We start from the raw sequence: 24,296 nt of genomic DNA on the forward strand, positions 1-24,296 counted from the left end.
GACAAGCAGTGACGTACCGTCGGTCGGTGCGTCACGGGACTGTCAAGCGGGGCGGCTACATCAGGAGAACCACTCACTCGCAAGGAGACCCCGAGATGACCGCACCGGATCAGAAACGCCGCCAACTGCTGCAGGGCATCGGCGCCGGCATCGCCCTGCCGGCCCTGGGCATTGCGCCTGCCATCATCGCCGCGCCGCGCGAGCGCCCGCAGATGCTCGACGGCGTGCAGTCCGGCGACGTCACGGACGGCCGCGCATTGATCTGGAGCCGCTGCGACAGGCCTGGGCGATTGGTCGTCGAGTGGGATACGCGCAGCCGCTTCGGCAATCCGCGGCGCATGCTGTCTTCGATCACCGATGCCGGTCAGGACTTCACGGCTCGCGTCGATCTGCGTGGGCTGCCGGCAGATCAGTCGATCTTCTACCGCGCGCGCTTCGAGGATGCCCGCAGCGGCGTGCTCAGCGAGCCCTGGTTCGGCTTTCTACGCAGCGCACCAACTCGCCCGCGCAATATCCGTTTTGTCTGGGGTGGCGATACCTGCGGCCAGGGCTACGGCATCAACCCGGACTTCGGCGGCATGCGCATCTACGAAAGCATGCGCATGCGCCGACCGGACTTCTTCCTGCACAGCGGAGACGTGATCTACGCCGACGGGCCGATCCCAGCCGAGCTGACTGCCGAGGACGGCAGCATCTGGCGCAATCTGGTCACCGAAGAGAAGAGCAAGGTCGCCGAGACGCTCAATGAGTTTCGCGGCAACTACCGCTACAACCTGCTGGACGAAAATCTGCGCGCCTTCAACGCCGAGGTGCCGCAGGTCTGGCAGTGGGATGACCACGAGGTGACCAACAACTGGTCGCCGAGCAAGGAGCTGGATGGCCGCTATCAGCAGGTGCGCGACATCGATACGCTGGTGCAGCGCGCACGCCAGGCGTATCTGGAATACGCACCGATGCGCATGGCCCGCGGCGACAAGCTCGGGCGCATCTATCGCAAGGTCAGCTACGGGCCGCTGCTGGATGTGTTCGTGCTGGACATGCGCAGCTACCGTGGGCCGAACACTCACAACCTGCAAGCGGAGCAGGGCACCGACACGGCGTTTCTCGGCCGCGAGCAGCTGCGATGGCTCAAGCGAGAGCTGCGGGCCTCGCGCGCGACCTGGAAGGTCATCGCCGCGGACATGCCCATCGGCCTGCACGTACCGGACGGTCCGCGCTGGGAGGCAATCGCCAATGGCAACGACGGTGAGGCGTTGGGCCGGGAGCTGGAAATCGCCGACCTGCTGACCTTCATCCAGCGTGCACGAGTGCGCAACACCGTCTGGCTGACCGCGGATGTGCACTACTGCGCGGCGCACCACTATCATCCCAATCGCGCTGCCTATCAGCGTTTCGAACCGTTCTGGGAGTTTGTCGCCGGGCCACTGAACGCCGGCAGCTTTGGACCGAATCCGCTGGACGGTACCTTTGGTCCGGAGGTGGTGTTCCAGAAGGCTCCGGCGACTGCGAACAGCTCGCCGCGGGCCGGCTTCCAGTTTTTCGGCGAGGTGGAGATCGACGCGCAGAGCGGTGCGCTGGGCGTGAGTCTGCGCGACATCGACGGCACGGTGGTCTACAGCCAGACGCTTGAGCCCTGGCAGCCGGCCTGAGCCGGCTCAGCCGAGCAGGAAGTTGCCGGCGCGGGATTCACCTTCCAGCGCCGGGACTTCTGCCTCGTCCTTGAGCTGTACGCCAGAGAGCTGCCGGCGGCTGGCTTCGCGCATCAGATAGAGCAGGCGGTGCGCGGCGAGGTTGTAGCTCAGACCCTCGGGGCGAATGTTGGAAATGCAGTTGCGTTGCGCATCGTGCCGGCCGACCTGCGGCGCCCAGGTGAAGTACAGGCCCAGGCTGTCCGGCGAACTGAGCCCTGGGCGTTCGCCGAGCAGAATGACCACCATGCGCGCCTTCAGCCGCTGGCCGATTTCGTCGGCAATCGCGACGCGGCCCTGTTCGACCAGGGTGATCGGCCCGAGCGCCCAGCCTTCGGCCTGACACTGCTCGGCGATCTTCAAGGCCATCGGTGCGGCGTGGCGCTGCACCGCCAGTGCCGAGAGGCCGTCGGCGATCACCAGCGCCAGATCGCAACCGTCGCCCGCATGCTCATCGAGCGTTGCGGCGCTGACTTCGTCGAGGCGCCGACCGAGGTCCGGGCGCTGCAGGTAGATCTGCCGGTCGGTGGCGGCGCTGCGCAGATGCAGATGGCTGAGGTTATGCTTTTCCAGTTCGGCGGCCAGCGCTGCGCAGTCCAGCGGCAGATGCACGGCATCGCGCGCCTGGGCGTGGGCGAACTGGAAATCCAGCTGCGCGTCGGTGGGCAGGCTGACACCAGCCCGGCCAAGGGCGATGCGTGCCGGGGTCAGCTGGCGCAGGTGCTGCCAGGGATTCTCTATCGCGGGGGTTCGATCGGGCATGGCTACCTCGGAGCGTGACGGTCAGACGCGTGAAGAAGCGCGCAGCGTTTTCCACCTGAGCATGGCCGAGGTATCAAGAGCCGCTTCATGCCATGTTCTCCAGCGCCCGGCGGAAGGCTTCGGGCAGCTCGCGGCCGAGCTGCAGGCGGTTGCCGTCCTGGCGGAGGATCTGCATCTTCGCCAGCCACTCCTCGAATTCCGGCGCGGGCCTGAGGCCGAGCACCTGGCGCACGTAGAGGGCGTCGTGGAAGGAGGTGGTCTGGTAGTTGAGCATCACATCGTCCGAGCCCGGGATGCCCATGATGAAGTTGATGCCCGCTGTGCCGAGCAGGGTCAGCAGCATGTCCATGTCGTCCTGGTCGGCTTCGGCGTGGTTGGTGTAGCAGATGTCGCAACCCATAGGCACGCCGAGCAGCTTGCCGCAGAAGTGGTCCTCCAGCCCGGCGCGGATGATCTGCTTGCCGTTGTAGAGGTACTCCGGGCCGATAAAGCCGACCACGGTGTTCACCAGCAGCGGTTTGTAGCGGCGCGCGACGGCGTAGGCGCGGGCTTCGCAGGTCTGCTGATCGACGCCGTGGTGCGCGTTGGCCGACAGCGCGCTGCCCTGGCCGGTCTCGAAGTACATGAGGTTGTCGCCGAGGGTGCCGCGCTTCTGCGACAGCCCGGCCTCGTAGCCTTCCTGCAGCGTCGCCAGGCTGATGCCGAAGCTGGCGTTAGCCGCCTCGGTGCCAGCGATGGACTGGAACACCAGATCCAGCGGCGCGCCGCGATTGATCGCCTCGATGGAGGTGGTGACGTGGGTGAGGATGCAGGCCTGGGTCGGAATCTCGTAGCGGCCGATCACCGCATCGAGCATCTTCAGCAGCTCGCAGATGCCGGCGGTGCTGTCGGTGGCCGGGTTGATGCCGATCACCGCATCGCCGTTGCCGTAGAGCAGACCGTCGAGGATGCTCGCAGCGATGCCCGCACCGTCGTCGGTCGGGTGATTGGGCTGCAGCCGGGTGGACATGCGTCCGGCCAGGCCGATGCTGTTGCGAAAGCGGGTGACGACCCGGACCTTCTGCGCGACGAGGATTAGGTCCTGCACGCGCATGATCTTCGACACCGCAGCGACCATTTCCGGCGTCAGGCCGGGTGCCAGAGCCTTTAGCGACGACTCGTCGGCATCCTCGCCGAGCAGCCAGTTGCGAAAATCGCCCACGGTCAGGTGGCTGACCGGGGCGAAGGCAGCGGCGTCATGGCTGTCGATGATCAGCCGAGTCACTTCATCGCTTTCGTAGGGAATCAGTGCTTCCTCGAGAAAACGCTTGAGCGGCACCTGGGCCAGGCACATCTGCGCCGCCACGCGTTCGGCGTCGCTGCCCGCCGCGACTCCGGCGAGCAGGTCGCCGGAGCGTGCCGGGCTGGCCTTGGCCATCACCTCGCGCAGGTCGTCGAAGCGCCAGGTGGTGCCGCCCACGCTGTGCGAGTACGTCATCGCTGCTCTCCCTACTTGAGTGTCGCCTCGGCCTGCTCGATCGCCGCGAATTCCTCTTCCGGCGTGCCGGCCACCAGATGGTGTCGACTGTAGATCGCGAAATAGGCGATGAAGATCCCGTAGATGATCGCGGCGCCGATCACCACCCGCGGGTCGACCAGGAAGCCCGCGATCACCGCGATGCAGGCCAGTACCAGCGCCACGCCAGAGGTGACGATGCCGCCGGGTGTCCTGTACGGGCGATGCAGATCCGGCCGGCGCAGGCGCAGGACGATGTGCGAGGCCATCATCAAGACGTAGGAGATGGTCGCGCCGAACACCGCGACGAGGATCAACAGGTCGCCCTGGCCGGTCAGCGACAGCAGGAAGCCGATCACACCGGGAATCACCAGTGCCAGCACCGGCGCCTTGTTCCTGTTGGTCAGCGACAACTTGCGCGGCAGGTAACCGGCGCGCGACAGGGCGAAGATCTGCCGCGAGTAGGCATAGATGATCGAGAAGAAGCTGGCGATCAGCCCGGCCAGGCCGACCAGATTGACGAAGCCGCTCATCCAGGTGGACGAACCGTAGGCGGTGGTCAGCGCTTCCACCAGCGGATTGCCGGACGCCACCAGAGTGCTGGAGCCGGCGCCGCCCGGGCCGACCAGCAAGATCAGGCCAGCAAAGGCGACCAGAATCAGCATGGCGCCGATCAGCCCGCGCGGCATGTCGCGCTGCGGATTCTTGGTTTCCTCGGCGGCCAGCGGTACGCCTTCCACGGCGAGAAAGAACCAGATGGCATAGGGAATTGCCGCCCAGATGCCGACGTAGCCGTAGGGCAGAAAGTTGCTGGCGCCTGCAGCGGTGGTCGGTGCGATATCGAGCAGCTTGTCCACCGAGAAGTGCGGCACCATCGCGATGATGAACACGGCCAGCGCCAGGGCAGCGACGGCGGTGATGATGAACATCAGCTTCAGCGCCTCGCCGACGCCGAAGATATGGATGCCGATGAAGACGATGTAGAAGGCCAGATAGATCATCCAGCCGCCGATGCCGAACAGTGACTCGCAATAGGCGCCGATGAACACGGCGATCGCCGCCGGCGCGATGGCGTATTCGATGAGGATCGCCGTGCCGGTGAGAAAGCCGCCCAATGGGCCGAAGGCGGTGCGGGCGAAGCCGTAGCCGCCACCAGCCGTGGGTACCATCGATGACAGCTCGGCCAGCGAGAAGCACATGCACAGGTACATGGTCGCCATCAGCAACGTGGCGATGAACAAGCCACCCCAACCGCCCTGGGCGAGCCCGAAGTTCCAGCCGGCATAGTCGCCGGAGATCACGTAGGCGACGCCGAGACCGACCAGCAGCACCCAGCCGGCGGCGCCTTTCTTCAGTTCGCGTTCCTGGAAATAGCTACTGCCAACGGTTTCGAAATCGATTGCATGGTGCGGTGGCGTTGAACGGCTGTGTTCGAGGGCCATGGGGAAATCCTCTTGGATAGGTTGGCAGGTCTCTCCCTAGCAAGCGTCATGCCCCACGCCGGAAATGCGATATTTGCGGTGTTTTGTCAGCCAAGTTCGGCAGGAACGCACCTTTTGCGTGCTCCGCAGCACCACGGCGGAGCCCGGCAGGTGTCTTGTTCAAGGCGCGGGCGGCGTGTGCCACCCGCGCTGATCTATCAGAAGAAGCCCAGCGGGTTGATGTCGTAGCTGATCAGCAGGTTCTTGGTCTGCTGGTAGCTGTCGAGGATCATCTTGTGGGTTTCGCGCCCGACGCCGGACTTCTTGTAGCCACCGAACGCGGCATGCGCCGGATAGAGGTGGTAGCAGTTGGTCCAGACACGGCCCGCCTTGATCGCCCGGCCCATGCGGTAGGCGCGGTTGATGTCGCGGGTCCAGACGCCGGCGCCGAGGCCGTATTCGGTGTCGTTGGCGATGGCCAGCGCCTCGGCCTCGTCCTTGAAGGTGGTGACGCCGATCACCGGGCCGAAGATTTCCTCCTGGAACACGCGCATCTCGTTGGTGCCCTTGAGCAGGGTCGGTTGGATGTAATAGCCGGTCGCCAGTGAGCCTTCGAGTTTTTCAGCGGCGCCGCCGGTCAGTACCTCCGCACCTTCGCCCTTGGCGATTTCCAGGTAGGACAGGATCTTGTCGAACTGCTGCTGGCTGGCCTGGGCGCCGACCATGGTCTCGGTGTCCAGCGGGTCGCCGCGTTTGATCTGCGCGACCTTTTTCATCACCGCTTCCATGAACGGCGCGTAGATCGACTCCTGCACCAGTGCGCGGGACGGACAGGTGCACACCTCGCCCTGGTTGAAGAAGCCCAGCACCAGGCCTTCGGCGGCTTTCTCGATGAAGGTCGGTTCGGCCTGCATGATGTCTTCGAAGTAGATGTTCGGGCTCTTGCCACCCAGCTCCACGGTGCTCGGGATGATGCTTTCCGCGGCGCGCTTCATGATGTGCGAGCCCACCGGGGTGGAGCCGGTGAAGGCGATCTTGGCGATGCGCTTGCTGGAGGCCAGGGCTTCGCCGGCTTCACGGCCATAGCCCTGTACGACGTTGAGCACGCCCGGGGGCAGCAGGTCGCCAATCACCTCCATCAGTACGCTGATACCCAGTGGGGTCTGCTCGGCCGGCTTGAGCACGATGCAGTTCCCGGCGGCCAGCGCCGGAGCGAGCTTCCAGGCGGCCATCAGGATCGGGAAGTTCCACGGGATGATCTGCCCGACCACGCCCAGCGGCTCGTGGAAATGGTAGGCCGCGGTGTGTTCGTCGATCTCGGCGCTGGTGCCTTCCTGGGCACGGATGCAACCGGCGAAGTAGCGGAAGTGGTCGGCGGCCAGCGGGATATCCGCGTTCAGCGTCTCGCGCACCGCCTTGCCGTTGTCCCAGGTTTCGGTGACGGCGAGCATCTCCAGGTTCTGCTCGATGCGGTCGGCGATCTGCAACAGGATCAGCGAGCGTGCCTGCACGCTGGTCTTGCCCCACGCGTCGGCAGCGGCATGGGCGGCGTCCAGGGCTTTCTCAATATCGGCGGCGTCGGAGCGCGGAAACTCGGCAATCGGCTGTCCGTTAACCGGAGACAGGTTGGTGAAATACTGCCCGTTGACGGGTTCGACGAACTCGCCATTGATGAAGTTGCCGTAGCGGGCCTTGAGGGTAACGAGGGCACCATCGGTGCCGGGAGGGGCGTAGATCATGGGGGGCTCCAATTTGTTCTTGGATGGAGATTCGCTGCATAAAGCGTAGATCACGACTTGAATACTGTCGCGGTGGCCAGGGGCGCTTTTCGTGGCGGCAGAGCGAGCGCTGCCGCGCGGTCGGGCCGGGGCAGAAGCCCCGGCCCAGGGGCTCAGAGGGCGCAATGGAAGATCGCTTCGATTTCCTCTTGCGTGGCGCGGCGCGGGTTGGTCAGGCCGCAGGCATCGTTCATGGCGTTGGCGGCCAGCGTCGGGATGTCATCGGCCTTGGCGCCAAGCTCGGCCAGGCCGCCCGGAATGCCGATTGCCTGCGACAGGGTACGGATTGCCACGAGTGCGGCTTCGGCACCCTGCGCGGCGTCGAGTCCGCGGGTCTCCACGCCCATCGCGGTTGCAACGTCGCGCAGGCGTTCGGGGCAGACGCTGGCGTTGTAGCTTTCCACGTGAGGCAGCAGTACGGCGTTGCAGACGCCGTGCGGCAGATCGTAGAAGCCGCCGAGCTGGTGAGCCATGGCGTGGACGTAGCCCAGCGAGGCGTTGTTGAACGCCATCCCGGCGAGGAACTGTGCGTAGGCCATGGCTTCGCGGGCGGGCATGTCGCTGCCGTTCTCGACGGCGGTACGCAGGTTTGCCGAGATCAGTTCGATGGCCTTGAGCGCGCAGGCATCGGTGATCGGCGTGGCGGCGGTCGAGACATAGGCTTCAATCGCGTGGGTGAGGGCGTCCATGCCGGTCGCGGCGGTCAGCCCCTTGGGCATGGCGACCATCAATGCCGGGTCGTTCACCGACAGCAGCGGCGTGACATTGCGGTCGACGATGGCCATTTTCACGTGGCGGGTTTCGTCGGTGATGATGCAGAAGCGAGTCATCTCGCTGGCGGTGCCGGCGGTGGTGTTGATCGCCACCAGCGGCAGTTGTGGTTTGGCCGAGCGGTCGACGCCTTCGTAGGCGGCGATATTCCCGCCGTTGGTGGCGCACAGGGCGATGCCCTTGGCGCAGTCATGAGGCGAGCCGCCACCGAGGGAAATGATGAAATCGCAGGCGCTGTCGCGCAGCTGGGCCAGGCCCTTCTCGACGTTGCCGACGGTTGGGTTCGGTTGTGCGCCGTCGAATACGATCGATTGGATATCCGCAGCAGCCAGCAGCGCGGCGACCTTTTCGGCGACGCCTGCTCGTGCCAGTCCGACATCGGTGACGATCAGCGCTTTGCGAAAGCCGTAGTTGGCGATGGCGACCATCGCTTCATCAAGGCTTCCGGCGCCCATCATGTTCACTGCGGGTATGAAGAAGGTGCTGCTCATGGTGAATGCCTGCGATTGTCTGGAATGAGGTTTTCGCAGCATCGCATCTGGACCTGAGGGCGAAATGATCTGGCTCAAGAAGGTGACTGGTCGGTCTTGTTTCGGCTCTGCGTCCGACTAACGGTGCCTGGTCGGCTGGCGGTACCTGCTGTGCTAACCTGCGCCGCAGTTTTTCAGTGGGTCTCACCGCTTTTGAGGGCATCCATGCATATCCACATTCTCGGCATCTGCGGCACCTTCATGGGTTCGCTCGCGGTGCTGGCCAAGGAACTCGGGCATCGCGTCACCGGCTCCGACGCCAACGTCTATCCACCGATGAGCACCCAGCTCGAAGCCCAGGGCATCGAGCTGACCCAGGGCTACGAGCCGAGCCAGCTCGAGCCGGCGCCGGATCTGGTGGTGATCGGCAATGCCCTCAGTCGCGGCAACCCGGCGGTGGAATACGTGCTGAACAAGGGCCTGCCCTATGTCTCCGGCCCGCAGTGGCTGGCCGACCACGTGCTGCAGGGGCGCTGGGTGCTGGCGGCGGCCGGAACCCATGGCAAGACCACCACCAGTAGCATGTTGGCCTGGGTTCTGGAACATGCCGGCATGAGCCCGGGATTCCTCATCGGTGGCGTGCCGCAGAACTTCGGCATCTCCGCACGGCTCGGCGGTACGCCGTTCTTCGTGGTGGAGGCCGACGAGTACGACAGCGCCTTCTTTGACAAGCGCAGCAAATTCGTCCACTACCGCCCGCGTACTACCATCCTGAACAATCTGGAGTTCGATCACGCGGATATCTTCCCGGATCTCGGCGCCATCGAGCGGCAATTCCATCATCTGGTGCGTACCGTGCCGGGAGAAGGGCTGATCATCCATCCCGAGTCGGAAACGGCGCTCAAACGCGTCATCGAGTTGGGCTGCTGGACGCCGGTGCAGACCACCGGCGAGGGTGGCCAGTGGCAGGCCAGGTTGCTCAGCGAGGACGGTTCGCGCTTCGAGGTGATCTTCGATGGCGAGGTACAGGGCGTGGTGGACTGGCAGCTGACCGGTCTGCACAACGTCAACAATGCGCTGGCGACGCTCGCCGCGGCACGGCATGTCGGCGTGCTGCCGAAGCAGGGCGCCGAGGCGCTGAGCGAGTTCCTGAGCGTCAAGCGACGCATGGAAAAGGTCGCCGAGGTCAACGGCGTGACCATCTATGACGACTTCGCCCACCACCCGACCGCCATCGCCACCACCCTCGACGGCCTGCGCAAGCGCGTCGGTGATACGCCGATCATCGCGGTGGTCGAACCGCGTTCCAACTCCATGAAGCTCGGCGCGCATCGCGAGGGCCTGGCTGAATCCGTGGCGCTGGCCAACCAGGCGATCTGGTACGCACCCGCCAATCTTGGCTGGGATCTGGCCGCAACCGTCGCCGGCTCGCCGGTGCAGACCACGGTCTGCGATTCGCTGGAGGCGATCATTGCCAAGGTCAAAGCTGACGCCGTGCCGGGCACCCAGGTGGTGGTCATGAGCAATGGCGGTTTTGGTGGGTTGCACAACAAGCTGGCCGAGGCGTTGAGCTGACTGCTCAAGGTGGAAAACGCTTCGCGGTTTTCCACCCGACGATGACCGTGGGCAGGGTGGAAATCGCCGAAGGCATTTCCACGCGGATCGCATCAGCAAGTAGGGTGGGTCGGGCGGCGTTCCGCTTCAGCCCACCCGAACACGACCAAGCGGCTACAAAGGGAGCAGATATATGAGCGGACCGGAACGCATTACCCTGGCCATGACTGGCGCATCCGGCGCGCAGTATGGTTTGCGCCTGCTCGACTGCCTGATCCAGGAAGACCGCGAGGTGCATTTCCTGATCTCCAAGGCCGCGCAGCTGGTAATGGCTACCGAAACCGACGTGGTGCTGCCGGCCAAGCCGCAGGCGATGCAGGCATTCCTCTCGGAATACACCGGTGCCGCCGCCGGGCAGATCCGCGTGTTCGCCAAGGAGGACTGGATGGCGCCACCGGCCTCCGGCTCCGGTGCACCGACCTCCATGGTGGTGGTGCCTTGCTCCACTGGCACGCTGTCGGCAATTGCCACCGGCGCCTGCAACAACCTGATTGAGCGTGCCGCCGACGTTGCCCTCAAGGAGCGCCGCCAGCTGATCCTGGTCCCGCGCGAGGCGCCGTATTCGAGCATCCACCTGGAGAACATGCTCAAGCTGTCCAACCTTGGCGTAACCATCCTGCCGGCCTCGCCAGGCTTCTATCATCAGCCGCAGACCATCGACGACCTGGTCGATTTCGTCGTCGCGCGCATCCTCAATCTGCTCAACATCCCGCAGGACATGCTGCCGCGCTGGGGTGAGCACCATATCGTCAGCGACGACTGACATGCTCGGCCGAGCGCTGCTAGTCCTGGCGACGCTGAGCCTGCTCGGCGGCTGTGCCAGCGTGCGCACGTTGGACGCCGCCAAGCCTGGCGCGCCGATCATTTATTCCGGCACGCGCCTGGACTGGTACAGCCTCAACGGCGGCTGCTGCCCCGTGGATCGATTCGGTGCCATGCCGCCGAAATATGCCGCGCTGGATCTGCCCGCCAGCGCCCTGGTGGATACGCTGCTGCTGCCCTTCGCCGTGGCGGCGGAGTTGGGTGTCGGCCTCGGCGTGCGCGGCGGTCTTTGAGCGGCGCGCCTTATTACTGATCTGGGTTCGGGCTGGCCTCCCGTGCAGCAGGCATAATTTCCCCGTCTGCGGCACAAGGAGAACAGGTGTGAAAGACCGAACTCAGTTCCACATGAATTACTGGATGATCGCCATTCTGGTGTTTCTCGGCCTGCAGTACCTGCTGTCGATCCAGCAGGAGGTGGCGACCATCCCCTACAGCGAGTTCGAGCAGCACCTCAAGGAGGGCCGCGTCGAAGAGCTGGCGATCACCGAGCGACGCATCGAGGGCCTGCTCAAGGAGCCGCTGGCCAGCGGTCAGCGGCGGTTCATCAGCAATCGCGTCGAACCGCAGTTGGCCGAGCATCTGCAGCAGTACCCGGTGCGCTACACCGGTAAGGTGGAAAGCACGCTGGTGCGTGACCTGCTGTCGTGGATCGTGCCGGCCATGCTCTTCTTCGGCATCTGGCTGTTCCTGCTCAAGCGCATCGGCAGCGGCCTGGGCGGCGGCGGCATGATGCAGATCGGCAAGAGCAAGGCGCGTGTCTACGTCGAGACCGACATGAAGGTGAGCTTCGCCGATGTTGCCGGGGTCGACGAGGCCAAGGACGAGCTCAAGGAGATCATCGAGTTCCTCCGCGACCCGCAGACGTACGGTCGTCTCGGCGGGCGCATGCCGAAAGGCGTGCTGCTGGTCGGGCCCCCGGGCACAGGCAAGACGCTGCTGGCGCGGGCCGTGGCCGGCGAGGCAAAAGTGCCGTTCTTCTCCATTTCCGGCTCCGAGTTCGTCGAGATGTTCGTCGGCGTCGGTGCCGCGCGGGTGCGTGATCTGTTCGAACAGGCGCGGGCCCAGGCGCCAGCGATCATCTTCATCGACGAACTGGATGCCCTCGGCCGCGCCCGCGGCGCCGGACCATTGTCCGGCGGGCATGACGAGAAGGAGCAGACGCTCAACCAGCTGCTGGTGGAGATGGACGGCTTCGATACCTCCAGCGGCTTGGTTCTGCTGGCGGCCACCAACCGCCCGGAAATTCTCGACCCGGCCCTGCTCCGCGCCGGCCGTTTCGACCGCCAGGTGCTGGTCGATCGGCCGGACAAGGTCGGGCGGGTGCAGATTCTCAATGTGCACCTGAAGAAGTCGCGTCTGGGTATCGATGTCGACCCGCAGGCCATCGCCGCGCTGACGCCGGGCTTTACCGGTGCCGATCTGGCCAATCTGGTCAATGAGGCGACGCTGCTGGCGACCCGGCGCAATGCCGAAGCGGTGGCCATGGAAGACTTCACCGCGGCCATCGAGCGGATCATCGCCGGGCTGGAGAAGCGCAACCGCCTGCTCAACCCGCGCGAACGCGAGATCGTCGCCTATCACGAGATGGGCCATGCGCTAGTGGCCATGGCGCTGCCGGGGGTCGATCCGGTGCACAAGGTGTCGATCATCCCGCGCGGCATGGGCGCACTGGGCTACACCATCCAGCGGCCCATCGAGGACCGCTTCCTGATGACCAGCGAGGAGCTGGAAAACAAGATGGCCGTGCTGCTCGGCGGGCGCGCGGCGGAATGGCTGGTGTTCGCCCATCTGTCCACCGGCGCCGCGGACGATCTGGCCAAGGTCACCGACATTGCCCGGGCCATGGTCACCCGTTACGGCATGTCCAAGCGTCTCGGGCATCTGGCGCTGGAGCGTGAGCCGAACTCCTTCCTTGGCAACGAGGCGATGCTCGGCCTCAAGCCGCAACATGATTATGCCGAGAGCACCGCCACGGCGATCGACGAGGAAGTGCAGGAGCTGGTGCAGTCTGCATTCCAGCGCAGCCTGGGATTGCTCGAGGAGCGGCATGAACTGCTTGAGCGCTGCGCGCGTCGTTTGCTGCAGCAGGAGACGCTGGATGCCGATGAGCTGCGTGAGCTCAGCGCGGCTCCAGCCAGCGATCCGGTACAGGCACCCCCTCAGGCCTGATGCGGCCTCAGGGCTGGCGAGTCAGTCGGCCTGGCGCTGGGCATGTTGCGCCAGCGCCCACTCGACATGCTCGCGTACCAGCTCCGAGGGGTCGTCGCGGCGCGCCTGGAGCGCTTCCAGCACCGGGATGCTTGACGGCGCGTTGCCCAGACCGACCGCCAGGTTGCGCAGCCAGCGCTGGTAACCAGCGCGGCGTAGCGGCGAACCCTCGGTGCGGCTGAGAAACTCCTCTTCCGTCCAGCGGAACAGGGTCGCCAGCTCGGCGTTGTCCAGGCTATGGCGTGGTTGAAAGTCACTCTGCTCGGTGGGGCGGGCGAATCGGTTCCACGGACAGACGATCTGGCAATCGTCGCATCCGAATACGCGGTTGCCGATCTTGTCGCGCAGCTCGACGGGGATCGCGCCTTTCAGCTCGATGGTGAGATAGGAAATGCAGCGTCGCGCATCGAGTAGCCGCTCGCCGACGAAGGCATCGGTGGGGCAGACGTCCAGGCAGGCGTGGCAGCTGCCGCAGTGATCGCGAGTCGTCGGTTCGTCGACCGGCAGCGCGATATCGACGAACAGTTCGCCGAGAAAGAACCAGCTGCCGGCCTTGCGGTTGAGCAGCAGGGTGTTCTTGCCGATCCAGCCGAGCCCGGCCTGCTGCCCGGCGGCCTTCTCCAGCACCGGCGCGCTGTCGACGAATGCGCGAAAGCCGAACGGGCCGACCATCTGCTGAATGCGCTCGGCGAGCTGCTGGATGCGTTTGCGGATCAACTTGTGGTAATCGCGGCCCAGCGCGTAGCGTGACACATAGGCCTTCTCCGGACTTGCGAGCTGCTGCGTCATGCGTGTGTCGCCGGGCAGGTAGTCCATGCGCAGCGAGATCACCCTGAGCGTGCCCGGCACCAGTTCGTCCGGCCGCGAACGCTTGCTGCCGTGGGCGGCCATGTAGTCCATCTCGCCTTGATACCCGGCTGCCAGCCAGGCCTTCAGATGCGCTTCGTGCTCGCCGAGGTCGACATCGGTGATCCCCACCTGCTGGAAGCCGAGCTCACGCCCCCATTCCTTGATGGATTGGGCGAGGGCGGCGGGGTCGAGAGAGAGGCTGGACATTGGAGAGCGGCATGACAGGCGGGTGCGTATAATTCTGCCAGACATTCCGCCGCGATGATCCCTGCTCCGATGACCGATTCCCTGCCCGTCGCTCTGTATACCGCCGCCCAGGTGCGCGAACTCGATGCGCGCCTGATTGCCGCCGGCACTCCCGGTTTCGAATTGATGCAGCGTGCCGCTCATGCCGCATGGCGTGCGCTGCGTCGGCGCTGGCCGGATGCCGGGGCGGTCACCGTGCTGGCCGGACGTGGCAATAACGCCGGCGATGGCTACATCGTTGCGGCGCTGGCGCAGCGCTCCGGCTGGCAGGTGCGGGTGCTGGCGGTGGGCGATCCGCAAGCTTTGCAGGGCGATGCCGCGCAGGCCCTGGCCGAGGCACGGGCGAGCGGTGTGGCCGTCGAGCGCTGGCACTCCGAGGCGCCGCTGCAGGGCGTGCTGGTGGATGCGCTGCTGGGCACCGGCATTGCCGGTGACGTGCGCGAGCCCTATGTCGCCGCGATCGAGGCGATCAATGCCAGCGAATTGCCGGTGCTGGCCATCGATCTGCCGTCCGGTCTGTGTGCGAACAGCGGGCGGGTGCTGGGCCATGCGGTGCGTGCCGACATCAGTGTTACCTTTATCGGCCTCAAGCTCGGCCTGTTTACCGCCGACGGTCCTGATCGCGTCGGCACCCTGGTGTTCGACGATCTGCAGGCCGATCCGGCGATCGTCGCGCAGGTGGCGAGCGAGGCCGTGCGCCTGGACCACGGCTCGCTCATACGTGTCGCGCCGCGCTCGCCAGTAGCGCACAAGGGCAGCTTCGGACAGGTGCTGGTGATTGGCGGCGATCTGGGAACTGGCGGCGCCGCACTGCTTAGCGCCGAGGCGGCATTGCGCTGCGGTGCGGGCATGGTGACGCTGGCAACACGCCCAGAGCATGTCACCGCTTCGCTGGTGCGCCGCCCGGAAATCATGTGCAGTGGCGTCGAATCGACTTATGCGCTGACGGCGCTGGTCGAGCGCGCCGATGTATTGGTGGTCGGCCCTGGAATGGGTCAGGCGCCCTGGGGGCGTAGCCTGCTGTCGTTGGCGGCCCAACATGAGTCGCCCCAAGTGTGGGATGCCGATGCGCTTAACCTGCTGGCGGCTGGCAGCATCGAATTGCCGGCAGCGAGCGTAATCACGCCGCACCCGGGCGAGGCTGCGCGTCTGTTGCAATGCTCGGTGGCCGAGATACAGGCTGATCGCCCCGCTGCGGCGCGTGCGCTGGCCCATCGCTACGCCTGCGTGGCACTGCTCAAAGGCGCCGGTACGCTGATCGCCGCCGCGGATGGGCGGCTGGCGCTCTGTGATCGCGGCCATCCGGCGATGGCCAGTGCCGGTTTGGGCGACGTGTTGGCCGGCGTGATCGGTGCGTTGCTGGCCCAAGACCTGACGCCATTCGATGCGGCCTGCCTGGGGGCGTGGTTACACGCCTCCGCTGGCGAGTGCTTGGGTGAGCAGGGGCGCGGACTCGTCGCCAGCGATCTGATTCCCGTGATTCGTCAGTTGCTCGAGGAGCAGTCGCCATGCCGGAAGTGAATCTGTATGCCGCAGACGAGGCTGCCATGCTCGCGCTGGGCGCACGCATCGCTCAGGCGACCGGCGGTCTTGGCGTCATCTATCTGCATGGTGATCTCGGTGCGGGCAAGACCACGTTGTCGCGCGGCCTGATTCGCGGCTTCGGTCATGCGGGCAAGGTCAAGAGTCCGACCTTCACATTGGTCGAACCCTACGAGTTGGACGATGTGCAGGTTTACCACTTCGACCTGTATCGTCTGGTCGATCCGGAAGAACTGGAGTTCCTCGGCATCCGCGACTATTTCGAAGGCAATGCGCTGTGCCTGATCGAATGGCCGGAGCGCGGGGCCGGCATTTTGCCAAAGGCCGACATGGACATTACCATTGCACCGCATGAGGCCGGCCGTACGCTGCGCCTGTCGCCCCACACCGCGCGGGGCGAAGCCTGGTGTGTCGCCCTGACCGACGGAGAGCTATGAATAACATGGGTTTGGGTACGCGCATTCGCACCCTGATTGGTGGACTGGTGCTGTTGCTGATGGCAACCGACCTTCATGCCGCCAGCGATGTGCAGAGCGTGCGTCTGTGGCGTGCGCCGGACAACACCCGCCTGGTGTTCGATCTATCCGGCCCGGTCGAGCACAAGATCTTCACCCTTACTGCGCCTGATCGGCTGGTCATCGACGTGACCGGCGCGACGCTCAAGGCCGAACTCGACAAGCTGCCGTTAAAGAACACGCCGGTCGCCTCCCTGCGCGCCGGCCAGCACGATGCCGACACACTTCGCGTGGTCGTCGATCTGCATGCGCCAGTAGCGCCGAAGAGCTTCAGTCTGGCGCCCAATCAGCAATACGGTCATCGCCTGGTGGTCGACCTCTTCGATCAGGCGACATCCGCTCGCGCCGCGACCCAGCCGCCAGCCACCGCTACCCCGGCGACGCCCGCCGCGCCGGTTTCCCCGACCCTGCCGGCGGTGAAGCTGCCGGCTACGGCGAGCAGCAAGCGCGACATCGTGATCGCCATCGACGCCGGTCATGGTGGCGAAGACCCCGGCGCGATCGGCCCCGGCAAGATCTACGAGAAACACGTGGTGCTGCAGATTTCCAAGGAACTGCAACGGCAGATCAACGCCGACAAGGGTTTTCGAGCCGAGCTGGTGCGCACCGGCGACTACTTCATCCCGCTGCGCAAACGTACCGAGATCGCGCGCAAGAAGGGCGCCGATCTGTTCGTCTCGATCCATGCCGATGCTGCGCCGCGTTCGGCGGCCTACGGTGCCTCAGTGTTCGCCCTGTCTGACCGCGGTGCTACCTCGGAAACCGCGCGCTGGCTGGCCGACAGCGAGAACCGTTCCGACCTGATTGGCGGTGCCGGCAACGTCAGCCTGGGCGACAAGGATCAGATGCTTGCTGGTGTGCTGCTGGACCTGTCGATGACGGCTTCGTTGTCATCGAGCCTGAATGTCGGGCAGAAGGTATTGAGCAACATGGGGCGCATCACTCCACTGCACAAGCGGCGGGTCGAACAGGCGGGCTTCATGGTGCTGAAGTCGCCGGATATCCCGTCGATTCTGGTGGAGACCGGCTTCATCTCGAACCCGTCCGAGGCCAAGAAGCTGCAGACAGCGAGCCACCAGCAGTCGCTGGCGCGCTCGATCCACAGTGGCGTAAGGCAGTTCTTCCATGAGAATCCGCCGCCTGGAACCTATGTGGCCTGGTTGCGGGATTCCGGCAAGATCGCCAGTGCGCCGCGCGAGCACATCGTACGTTCCGGCGAGAGCCTGGCATTGCTCGCCCAGCGCTATCAGGTAAGCCTGACTTCCCTGCGCAGCGCCAACAATCTGCGCAATGACGTGATCAAGATCGGCCAGACGCTGAGCATTCCCGCCACCACGCTGGCCTCGCAACCATGAGCGAGGTGCCGCGCATCCAGCTGCTAAGTCCGCGGCTGGCGAACCAGATTGCCGCCGGCGAGGTGGTGGAACGCCCGGCCTCGGTGATCAAGGAGCTGCTGGAAAACAGTCTGGATTCGGGCGCGCGACGCATCGATGTGGACATCGAGCAGGGCGGGGTCAAGCTGCTGCGAGTGCGCGACGACGGCTGCGGCATTCCGCCGGACGATCTGCCGCTGGCCCTGGCGCGTCACGCCACCAGCAAGATTCGTGATCTGGAAGACCTCGAACGGGTCATGAGTCTGGGTTTTCGGGGCGAAGCGCTGGCTTCGATCAGTTCCGTCTCGCGTCTGACCATGACTTCACGCACCGCCGATGCCAGCGAGGCCTGGCAGGTGGAGACCGAGGGGCGTGAAATGGAAGCGCGGGTGCAGCCCGCGGCGCATCCAGTGGGCACCTCGGTGGAGGTGCGCGATCTGTTCTTCAATACGCCGGCGCGACGCAAGTTTCTGCGCACCGAGAAGACCGAATTCGATCACCTTCAGGAAGTCATCAAGCGCCTGGCGCTGGCGCGTTTCGACGTGGCCTTCCATCTGCGCCACAACGGCAAGGTCGTGCTGGCGCTGCGCCAGGCCGAAGACGATGCGGCGCGCGCGCGTCGTGTCGCTTCGGTATGCGGGCCGGCGTTCCTCGAGCAGGCGCTGCCCATCGAGATCGAGCGTAACGGCTTGCGACTGTGGGGCTGGGTCGGGCTGCCGACCTTCTCGCGCAGTCAGGCGGATCTGCAGTATTTCTACGTCAACGGGCGCATGGTTCGCGACAAGCTGGTGGCCCATGCGGTACGCCAGGCCTATCGCGATGTGCTGTTCAACGGCCGGCACCCGACGTTCGTGCTGTTCCTCGATGTCGACCCGGCGGTGGTGGACGTCAACGTGCACCCGACCAAGCATGAAGTGCGCTTCCGCGACAGCCGCATGGTGCATGACTTCCTTTACGGCACGCTGCATCGCGCGCTGGGGGATGTGCGGCCGGAAGATCAGCTCGCGGCACCGGCCAGCGTCACGCCGATGACGCAGGTTTCCGGACTGGCCGCTGGCGAGTTCGCCGGGCAGAACGAAATGAGTCTGGCGGCCAGCGTGCTTGAGCGGCCCCAGGGTGATACGTCGTCCTGGCGCGGCGCAGGGGCCGGTTATCAGGCGCCACGGCCAGCTTCGGCCGGCTATACCGCCGAAGCTCAGGGTGCTTATCGCGAGTTCTTCACGCCGTTGCCCGAAAGCGGTCCCGCGGCACTGCCGGCGAGTCAGGATGACGTGCCGCCGCTGGGGTATGCGCTGGCGCAGCTCAAGGGCGTCTACATCCTCGCCGAAAATGCCCAGGGCATGGTGTTGGTTGACATGCACGCCGCTCACGAACGCATCACCTATGAGCGACTGAAAGCCGCCATGGCCAGCGAAGGCTTGCGCGGGCAGCCATTGCTGGTGCCTGAGTCGATTGCGCTGAGTCAGCGTGAAGCCGACTGCGCCGAAGAGCACGGGCAATGGTTTCAGATGCTGGGTTTCGAGCTGCAACGACTGGGGCCGGAAACCTTGGCGATTCGACAGATCCCGTCGCTGCTCAAGCAGGCCGAAGCGACCCGGCTGGTCCGCGACGTGTTGGCCGATCTGCTTGAGTACGGCACCAGTGACCGTATTCAGGCCCATCTGAACGAGCTGCTGGCGACCATGGCGTGTCATGGCGCAGTGCGCGCCAACCGGCGGCTGACGGTGCCCGAGATGAACGCCTTGCTGCGCGATATGGAACATACCGAGCGCAGCGGGCAGTGCAATCACGGGCGTCCGACCTGGACGCAGCTCGGCATGGACGAACTGGACAAGCTGTTCCTGCGCGGTCGCTGAGTAATCCTCGCGGCGAACCGTGCTTGCAGCCGGCCGCCTGTCGCCGGAAACTATGCGGCCAAGACCGTCGAGCTTCCTGATGTCCGCTCTCCCTCCTGCCATCTTTCTCATGGGGCCCACTGCGTCGGGCAAGACCGATCTTGCGTTGGAACTGGCGCGCTTGCTGCCCTGCGAGCTGATCAGTGTCGATTCGGCGCTGGTCTATCGCAGCATGGATATCGGCACGGCGAAGCCGTCGGCTGAGGTGTTGGCCGAGTTTCCCCATCGTCTGGTGGACATCCTCGACCCGGCCGAGAGCTACTCGGCTGCAGAGTTCAGCGCAGATGCCCTGGCGGCCATGGCCGAGATCAGCGCGGCTGGCCGAATTCCTCTGCTGGTTGGCGGCACCATGTTGTATTTCAAGGCGTTGCAGGAAGGACTCGCCGATATGCCGGCAGCTGACCCGTTGCTACGTGCCGAGCTCGAGGCGCTGGCCGCGACGCAAGGGTTGCAGGTGCTGCACGATCAGCTGGCCCAGGTGGATCCGGAGTCGGCAGCGCGCATTCATCCTAACGATCCGCAGCGGCTGGTACGCGCACTGGAGGTATATCGCGTCAGCGGCTTGACCATGAGCGAGCACCGCGCCCGACAAAGGTCGCAAAAAGCCGTCGCAGACGCTCCAGGCTCAGGAGTCTTGCCTTATACTGTCGCGCAACTGTGCATCGCCCCCGCACAACGCCACATCTTGCATGAACGCATCGAGAGACGTTTCCTGCACATGGTTGAACAGGGCTTTGTCGAAGAGGTCGAAGCCCTGAGGAATCGGGGTGATCTGCACCTTGGCATGCCGTCGATTCGAGCGGTTGGTTATCGTCAGGTCTGGGAATATCTGGACGGATCATTGACCCGAGAGGAAATGGTGGAGCGCGGCATCATCGCAACCCGGCAACTGGCCAAACGGCAGTTCACCTGGTTGCGAAGCTGGGGGGAGATGCACTGGCTGGACAGTTTGTCCCGCGACAATCTGCCGCGCGCATTGAAATACCTGCAATCGCTCTCCATATTGAGCTGACACTGCGAATTGACCGTCTATTCTCAGACAAGTGGATCGTCGGTTGTACTTTTAGAACACTAATGAAAACAGATCCTCTAAGGAGTGCGGCACATGTCAAAAGGGCATTCGCTACAAGACCCTTACCTCAACACACTGCGTAAGGAACGCGTCCCGGTTTCCATCTATCTGGTCAACGGCATCAAGCTGCAGGGCCAGATCGAATCCTTCGACCAGTTCGTCATTCTTCTGAAAAACACCGTCAGCCAGATGGTCTACAAGCACGCCATCTCCACTGTGGTTCCGGGCCGCCCTGTGCGCCTGCCGACCGCTGGTGATGCCGAGCAATCCGAGTCGAGCAACGACTGAGGTAGGTTTCTTTGTTCTTCGAACGTCCCGGTGGTGGTGAGCGGGCTATCCTGGTGCACCTGGACGGCCAGGACCCCGCGGCGCGCGAGGACCCTCAGGAATTCCAGGAGCTGGCGCGCTCGGCAGGCGCCGAGGCGATTGGCTTCGTCAATGTCGCCCGGCATCAGCCGTCCGCCAAGTTCCTCATCGGCAGTGGCAAGGTCGAGGAGCTGCATGACCTCGTCAAGGATGGCGAGGCCGAGTTGGTGATCTTCAATCACACCCTGACGCCTAGCCAGGAGCGCAACCTCGAGCGAGCGCTCGAATGTCGCGTGCTGGATCGTACCGGTCTGATTCTGGATATCTTCGCCCAGCGCGCACGCACCCATGAAGGCAAGCTACAGGTCGAACTGGCCCAGCTTGAGCACATGAGTACGCGCCTGGTTCGCGGCTGGACTCACCTTGAGCGACAGAAGGGCGGTATCGGTCTGCGTGGCCCGGGTGAAACCCAGCTGGAAACCGACCGCCGCTTGCTGCGTGTGCGCATCCGGCAAATCAAGCAGCGCCTGGAAAAGGTCCGCGGTCAGCGCGAGCAGGCCCGTCGCGGGCGTCGTCGTGCCGATATACCCTCCGTGTCGCTGGTTGGTTACACCAACGCCGGCAAGTCCACCTTGTTCAATGCGCTGACCGAGTCGGATGTGTACGCGGCCAATCAGCTGTTCGCCACGCTCGATCCGACTTTGCGGCGGCTTGAGCTGGATGATGTCGGGCCGGTGGTGCTGGCCGACACCGTGGGTTTCATCCGTCATCTGCCACACAAGTTGGTGGAGTCCTTCAGGGCTACGCTGGAAGAGTCCAGCAACGCCGATCTTCTCTTGCATGTCATCGATGCGCACGAGCCAGAGCGCGATCAGCAGATCGAGCAGGTGCTGGCGGTGCTCGGTGAGATCGGCGCCAACGAGTTGCCGATGCTCGAGGTCTATAACAAGGTTGACCTGATGGAGGGCATCGAGCCGCAGATTCAGCGCGACGCCGATGGCAAGCCGCAGCGTGTCTGGGTGTCCGCTCGTGATGGATTGGGGCTGGATCTGGTGCGCCAGGCCATTGCCGAGCTGTTGGGCAACGATCTGTTTGTCGGGACGCTGCGCCTGCCGCAGCGGCTCGGGCGGCTGCGGGCGCAGTTCTTCGAGCTCAGCGCGGTGCAACGGGAAACGCATGATGACGAGGGTGGCAGCCTGCTGGAAGTTCGCTTGCCAAGAATCGAATTGAATCGCTTGATCAGTCGCGAAGGGTTGCGGGTGGATGAGTTCATCGAGCAACACACTTTGCAATAAAGCCTCTAGTGGCAATTTTGCCGGTAGTTCGGGGCTTTCTGTAGCATTGGTGGGCGCGCCGTGGGCGCGCCTTTAGCTTTATTTGAATGGAGAGCGCTATGGCTTGGAATGAGCCGGGTGGCAACTCGAACAACCAGGATCCCTGGGGCAGTGGTGGCGGTGGCCGTCGCGGTGGTGGCGGTGGCGACCAGAAAGGCCCGCCGGATCTCGATGAGGCTTTCCGCAAGCTGCAGGACAGCCTGAACGGCATGTTCGGTGGCAAGAAGCGTGGCGGCGGCAGCAATTTCGGTGGCAGCGGCAAGCGCGGCGGCTTCGGTCTGGTTTGGATTGCCCTGGTCGTGCTGCTGGCTGTCTGGCTGTTCAATGCGATCTATATCGTCGACGAGCAGGAGCAGGCCGTCGTGCTGCGCTTCGGCAAGTATCACGAGACGGTCGGGCCGGGCCTGAACATCTACTTCCCGCCGATCGATCGCAAGTTCCAGGAAAACGTCACCCGCGAGCGTTCTTACAGCAAGCAGGGGCAGATGCTCACCGAGGATGAGAACATCATCGAGGTGCCGCTCACCGTTCAGTACAAGATCAGCAATCTTCAGGCGTTCGTGCTCAATGTCGATCAGCCTGAAGTAAGCCTGCAACATGCGACCGACAGCGCCGTGCGGCATGTGGTGGGTTCGACCGCCATGGATCAGGTGCTGACTGAAGGTCGTGAAGTGATGGCTGGCGAGGTCAAGGAGCGCTTGCAGCGTTTCCTCGACAATTACGCCACAGGTATCGTCGTCACCCAGGTCAACCTGCAGAGCGCAGCTGCGCCGCGTGAGGTGCAGGAAGCGTTCGATGACGTGATTCGCGCGCGTGAAGACGAGCAGCGTGAAAAGAACCAGGCCGAGTCGTACGCCAATGGCGTGATTCCCGAAGCCCGCGGTCAGGCCCAGCGCATGCTGGAAGAAGCCAGTGGTTACCGCGACGCGGTGATTTCCCGCGCTCAGGGTGAGGCGGATCGCTTCAGCAAGCTGGTCGCCGAATATCGCAAGGCGCCGGAAGTGACGCGCGAGCGCCTGTATCTGGAAACCATGCAGGAAGTCATGAGCAATACCAGCAAGGTCATGGTGAGTGGTGACAGCGGGCAGAACCTGCTCTATCTGCCGCTGGACAAGATGATCAACAGTCGTGGTGCGAGCACGCCGGCTCCGGCCGGAGTTGCGTCGGGCGCGGCTACCCAGGGCACCCGTCTGCCGCCGGGGCTGGATCCGCGTGAAGTTCGTACGAGGGAGAGCCGCTGATGAGCAATAAATCCCTTACCGCCCTGATCGTGGGCGTTGTGGCGGCAATCGTTCTGTGGAACAGCTTCTACATCGTCTCGCAGACCGAGCGTGCAGTCCTGCTGCGCTTCGGCCGCATCGTCGAGCCTGATGTGAAGCCTGGCCTGCACATGAAGATTCCGTACGTGAACTCGGTGCGCAAATTCGATGCGCGACTGCTGACACTGGATACTACGACTTCCCGTTTCCTGACCCTGGAAAAAAAAGCGCTGATGGTCGACTCCTACGCCAAGTGGCGTGTGGATGATGCCGAGCGCTTCTACACCGCGACCTCGGGGATGAAGCAGATTGCCGATGAGCGCCTGGCTCGCCGTCTGGAGGCGGCGTTGCGTGACCAGTTCGGTAAGCGCACGTTGCACGAGTCCGTGTCCGGTCAGCGTGATGAGCTGATGGCTCAGGTCACAACCAGTCTGAACCGCGCCGCTCAACAGGAGCTGGGCATCGAAGTGGTCGATGTGCGCGTCAAGGGCATTGATCTGCCGCGGGAAGTCAATCGCAGCGTGTTCGAGCGGATGAGCTCTGAGCGTGAGCGTGAGGCTCGTGAGCATCGCGCCAAAGGTAAAGAGCTAGCCGAAGGTATCCGTGCCGACGCCGATCGTCAGCGCCGTGTCCTGCTGGCCGAGGCGTTCCGCGAGGCTGAGGAGCTGCGCGGTGATGGCGATGCTCAGGCTGCTGCCATCTATGCCGCGGCGTATGGTCAGGATCAGGAGTTCTATGCCTTCCATCGCAGTCTGCAGGCTTATCGCGAGAGCTTCTCCAGCAAGGAAGACGTGTTGGTGCTCGATCCGAAGAGCGATTTCTTCCGTTATCTGGAAAAGAGCAACTAGTTGATGGCGAGATGAAGGTTCCCCGGCG

The 24,296-nt window shown here is 64.3% G+C and carries 20 protein-coding genes; 14 read left to right on the top strand and 6 right to left on the bottom strand.

Going from position 1 to position 24,296, the window contains the following annotated elements:
• Window positions 1–95 precede the first annotated feature (95 nt).
• A complete protein-coding gene (locus CW305_RS22180) occupies window positions 96–1,649 on the top strand; it encodes an alkaline phosphatase D family protein (protein ID WP_104099008.1) in 1,554 nt (517 codons plus the stop codon).
• A gap of 6 nt (window positions 1,650–1,655) precedes the next feature.
• On the opposite strand, the gene eutC is transcribed toward CW305_RS22180, so the two are convergent.
• The 5 genes from eutC to yiaY all read right to left on the bottom strand — a co-directional run bounded on the left by eutC (window position 1,656) and on the right by yiaY (window position 8,406).
• Window positions 1,656–2,450 carry an ethanolamine ammonia-lyase subunit EutC gene (gene eutC, locus CW305_RS22185; RefSeq protein WP_104099009.1) on the bottom strand — a complete coding sequence of 265 codons (795 nt, stop codon included), beginning with the start codon at window positions 2,448–2,450 and terminating at the stop codon, window positions 1,656–1,658.
• Window positions 2,451–2,535: 85 nt separating this feature from the next.
• The gene (locus CW305_RS22190; RefSeq protein WP_104099010.1) at window positions 2,536–3,927 is read right to left on the bottom strand and encodes an ethanolamine ammonia-lyase subunit EutB; all 1,392 of its coding nucleotides are present in this window, start codon (window positions 3,925–3,927) and stop codon (window positions 2,536–2,538) included.
• A gap of 11 nt (window positions 3,928–3,938) precedes the next feature.
• Complete coding sequence (gene eat, locus CW305_RS22195; RefSeq protein WP_104099011.1) at window positions 3,939–5,387, bottom strand: ethanolamine permease; 1,449 nt, start codon at window positions 5,385–5,387, stop codon at window positions 3,939–3,941.
• Window positions 5,388–5,584: 197 nt separating this feature from the next.
• The gene (gene exaC / locus CW305_RS22200) at window positions 5,585–7,105 is read right to left on the bottom strand and encodes an acetaldehyde dehydrogenase ExaC (RefSeq protein WP_104099012.1); all 1,521 of its coding nucleotides are present in this window, start codon (window positions 7,103–7,105) and stop codon (window positions 5,585–5,587) included.
• Between the two features lie 152 nt (window positions 7,106–7,257).
• Entirely contained in the window at window positions 7,258–8,406 is a 1,149-nt protein-coding gene (gene yiaY / locus CW305_RS22205) for an L-threonine dehydrogenase (protein ID WP_104099013.1), read from the bottom strand.
• Between the two features lie 204 nt (window positions 8,407–8,610).
• On the opposite strand from yiaY, the gene mpl reads away from it, so the two are divergent.
• The 4 genes from mpl (at window position 8,611) to ftsH (ending at window position 12,990) form a co-directional block, all read left to right on the top strand.
• Window positions 8,611–9,960: a UDP-N-acetylmuramate:L-alanyl-gamma-D-glutamyl-meso-diaminopimelate ligase gene (gene mpl / locus CW305_RS22210; protein WP_104099014.1), complete on the top strand. Its 1,350-nt coding sequence runs from the start codon at window positions 8,611–8,613 to the stop codon at window positions 9,958–9,960.
• Between the two features lie 172 nt (window positions 9,961–10,132).
• Window positions 10,133–10,762 carry a flavin prenyltransferase UbiX gene (gene ubiX, locus CW305_RS22215; RefSeq protein ID WP_102821353.1) on the top strand — a complete coding sequence of 210 codons (630 nt, stop codon included), beginning with the start codon at window positions 10,133–10,135 and terminating at the stop codon, window positions 10,760–10,762.
• A gap of 1 nt (window position 10,763) precedes the next feature.
• A complete protein-coding gene (locus tag CW305_RS22220; RefSeq protein WP_102821352.1) occupies window positions 10,764–11,054 on the top strand; it encodes a YceK/YidQ family lipoprotein in 291 nt (96 codons plus the stop codon).
• A gap of 88 nt (window positions 11,055–11,142) precedes the next feature.
• On the top strand, window positions 11,143–12,990 hold the full coding sequence (gene ftsH / locus CW305_RS22225; protein ID WP_104099015.1) for an ATP-dependent zinc metalloprotease FtsH: 1,848 nt from the start codon (window positions 11,143–11,145) through the stop codon (window positions 12,988–12,990).
• 21 nt (window positions 12,991–13,011) lie between these two features.
• Here the strand turns inward: ftsH and queG are convergent, their stop codons facing one another.
• The gene (queG, locus tag CW305_RS22230) at window positions 13,012–14,085 is read right to left on the bottom strand and encodes a tRNA epoxyqueuosine(34) reductase QueG (protein ID WP_104099016.1); all 1,074 of its coding nucleotides are present in this window, start codon (window positions 14,083–14,085) and stop codon (window positions 13,012–13,014) included.
• 69 nt (window positions 14,086–14,154) lie between these two features.
• On the opposite strand from queG, the gene CW305_RS22235 reads away from it, so the two are divergent.
• The 9 genes from CW305_RS22235 to hflC all read left to right on the top strand — a co-directional run bounded on the left by CW305_RS22235 (window position 14,155) and on the right by hflC (window position 24,268).
• Window positions 14,155–15,645 carry an NAD(P)H-hydrate dehydratase gene (locus CW305_RS22235; RefSeq protein WP_104099017.1) on the top strand — a complete coding sequence of 497 codons (1,491 nt, stop codon included), beginning with the start codon at window positions 14,155–14,157 and terminating at the stop codon, window positions 15,643–15,645.
• Complete coding sequence (tsaE, locus tag CW305_RS22240) at window positions 15,633–16,103, top strand: tRNA (adenosine(37)-N6)-threonylcarbamoyltransferase complex ATPase subunit type 1 TsaE (protein ID WP_044315140.1); 471 nt, start codon at window positions 15,633–15,635, stop codon at window positions 16,101–16,103. The genes CW305_RS22235 and tsaE overlap by 13 nt, the downstream gene beginning before the upstream one ends.
• Window positions 16,100–17,536, top strand: coding sequence for an N-acetylmuramoyl-L-alanine amidase (locus CW305_RS22245; protein ID WP_104099018.1), 1,437 nt, complete (start codon window positions 16,100–16,102; stop codon window positions 17,534–17,536). Before tsaE ends, CW305_RS22245 begins: the two co-directional genes overlap by 4 nt.
• The gene (mutL, locus tag CW305_RS22250; RefSeq protein WP_104099019.1) at window positions 17,533–19,410 is read left to right on the top strand and encodes a DNA mismatch repair endonuclease MutL; all 1,878 of its coding nucleotides are present in this window, start codon (window positions 17,533–17,535) and stop codon (window positions 19,408–19,410) included. The genes CW305_RS22245 and mutL overlap by 4 nt, the downstream gene beginning before the upstream one ends.
• Before the next feature lie 79 nt (window positions 19,411–19,489).
• Window positions 19,490–20,461, top strand: a complete 972-nt coding sequence (gene miaA, locus CW305_RS22255) for a tRNA (adenosine(37)-N6)-dimethylallyltransferase MiaA (RefSeq protein ID WP_104099020.1) — start codon at window positions 19,490–19,492, stop codon at window positions 20,459–20,461.
• Window positions 20,462–20,554: 93 nt separating this feature from the next.
• Window positions 20,555–20,809, top strand: coding sequence for an RNA chaperone Hfq (gene hfq, locus CW305_RS22260; RefSeq protein WP_003298547.1), 255 nt, complete (start codon window positions 20,555–20,557; stop codon window positions 20,807–20,809).
• 11 nt (window positions 20,810–20,820) lie between these two features.
• Window positions 20,821–22,122, top strand: coding sequence for a ribosome rescue GTPase HflX (gene hflX, locus CW305_RS22265; RefSeq protein ID WP_104099021.1), 1,302 nt, complete (start codon window positions 20,821–20,823; stop codon window positions 22,120–22,122).
• A 98-nt stretch (window positions 22,123–22,220) separates the two neighbouring features.
• Entirely contained in the window at window positions 22,221–23,402 is a 1,182-nt protein-coding gene (gene hflK, locus CW305_RS22270; protein ID WP_104099022.1) for an FtsH protease activity modulator HflK, read from the top strand.
• A complete protein-coding gene (hflC, locus tag CW305_RS22275; protein ID WP_003298550.1) occupies window positions 23,402–24,268 on the top strand; it encodes a protease modulator HflC in 867 nt (288 codons plus the stop codon). Before hflK ends, hflC begins: the two co-directional genes overlap by 1 nt.
• The last annotated feature ends 28 nt before the right edge of the window (window positions 24,269–24,296 follow it).

This window comes from Stutzerimonas kunmingensis (assembly GCF_002929225.1).
Taxonomy (GTDB): Bacteria; Pseudomonadota; Gammaproteobacteria; order Pseudomonadales; family Pseudomonadaceae; genus Stutzerimonas.

Bases quoted from the DNA above. Each gene is read 5' to 3' on its own strand.
- CW305_RS22180 (WP_104099008.1), top strand. From the start codon at position 96: ATGACCGCACCGGATCAGAAACGCCGCCAACTGCTGCAGGGCATCGGC.
- eutC (WP_104099009.1), bottom strand. From the start codon at position 2,450: ATGCCCGATCGAACCCCCGCGATAGAGAATCCCTGGCAGCACCTGCGC.
- CW305_RS22190 (WP_104099010.1), bottom strand. From the start codon at position 3,927: ATGACGTACTCGCACAGCGTGGGCGGCACCACCTGGCGCTTCGACGAC.
- eat (WP_104099011.1), bottom strand. From the start codon at position 5,387: ATGGCCCTCGAACACAGCCGTTCAACGCCACCGCACCATGCAATCGAT.
- exaC (WP_104099012.1), bottom strand. From the start codon at position 7,105: ATGATCTACGCCCCTCCCGGCACCGATGGTGCCCTCGTTACCCTCAAG.
- yiaY (WP_104099013.1), bottom strand. From the start codon at position 8,406: ATGAGCAGCACCTTCTTCATACCCGCAGTGAACATGATGGGCGCCGGA.
- mpl (WP_104099014.1), top strand. From the start codon at position 8,611: ATGCATATCCACATTCTCGGCATCTGCGGCACCTTCATGGGTTCGCTC.
- ubiX (WP_102821353.1), top strand. From the start codon at position 10,133: ATGAGCGGACCGGAACGCATTACCCTGGCCATGACTGGCGCATCCGGC.
- CW305_RS22220 (WP_102821352.1), top strand. From the start codon at position 10,764: ATGCTCGGCCGAGCGCTGCTAGTCCTGGCGACGCTGAGCCTGCTCGGC.
- queG (WP_104099016.1), bottom strand. From the start codon at position 14,085: ATGTCCAGCCTCTCTCTCGACCCCGCCGCCCTCGCCCAATCCATCAAG.
- CW305_RS22235 (WP_104099017.1), top strand. From the start codon at position 14,155: ATGACCGATTCCCTGCCCGTCGCTCTGTATACCGCCGCCCAGGTGCGC.
- tsaE (WP_044315140.1), top strand. From the start codon at position 15,633: ATGCCGGAAGTGAATCTGTATGCCGCAGACGAGGCTGCCATGCTCGCG.
- CW305_RS22245 (WP_104099018.1), top strand. From the start codon at position 16,100: ATGAATAACATGGGTTTGGGTACGCGCATTCGCACCCTGATTGGTGGA.
- mutL (WP_104099019.1), top strand. From the start codon at position 17,533: ATGAGCGAGGTGCCGCGCATCCAGCTGCTAAGTCCGCGGCTGGCGAAC.
- miaA (WP_104099020.1), top strand. From the start codon at position 19,490: ATGTCCGCTCTCCCTCCTGCCATCTTTCTCATGGGGCCCACTGCGTCG.
- hfq (WP_003298547.1), top strand. From the start codon at position 20,555: ATGTCAAAAGGGCATTCGCTACAAGACCCTTACCTCAACACACTGCGT.
- hflK (WP_104099022.1), top strand. From the start codon at position 22,221: ATGGCTTGGAATGAGCCGGGTGGCAACTCGAACAACCAGGATCCCTGG.
- hflC (WP_003298550.1), top strand. From the start codon at position 23,402: ATGAGCAATAAATCCCTTACCGCCCTGATCGTGGGCGTTGTGGCGGCA.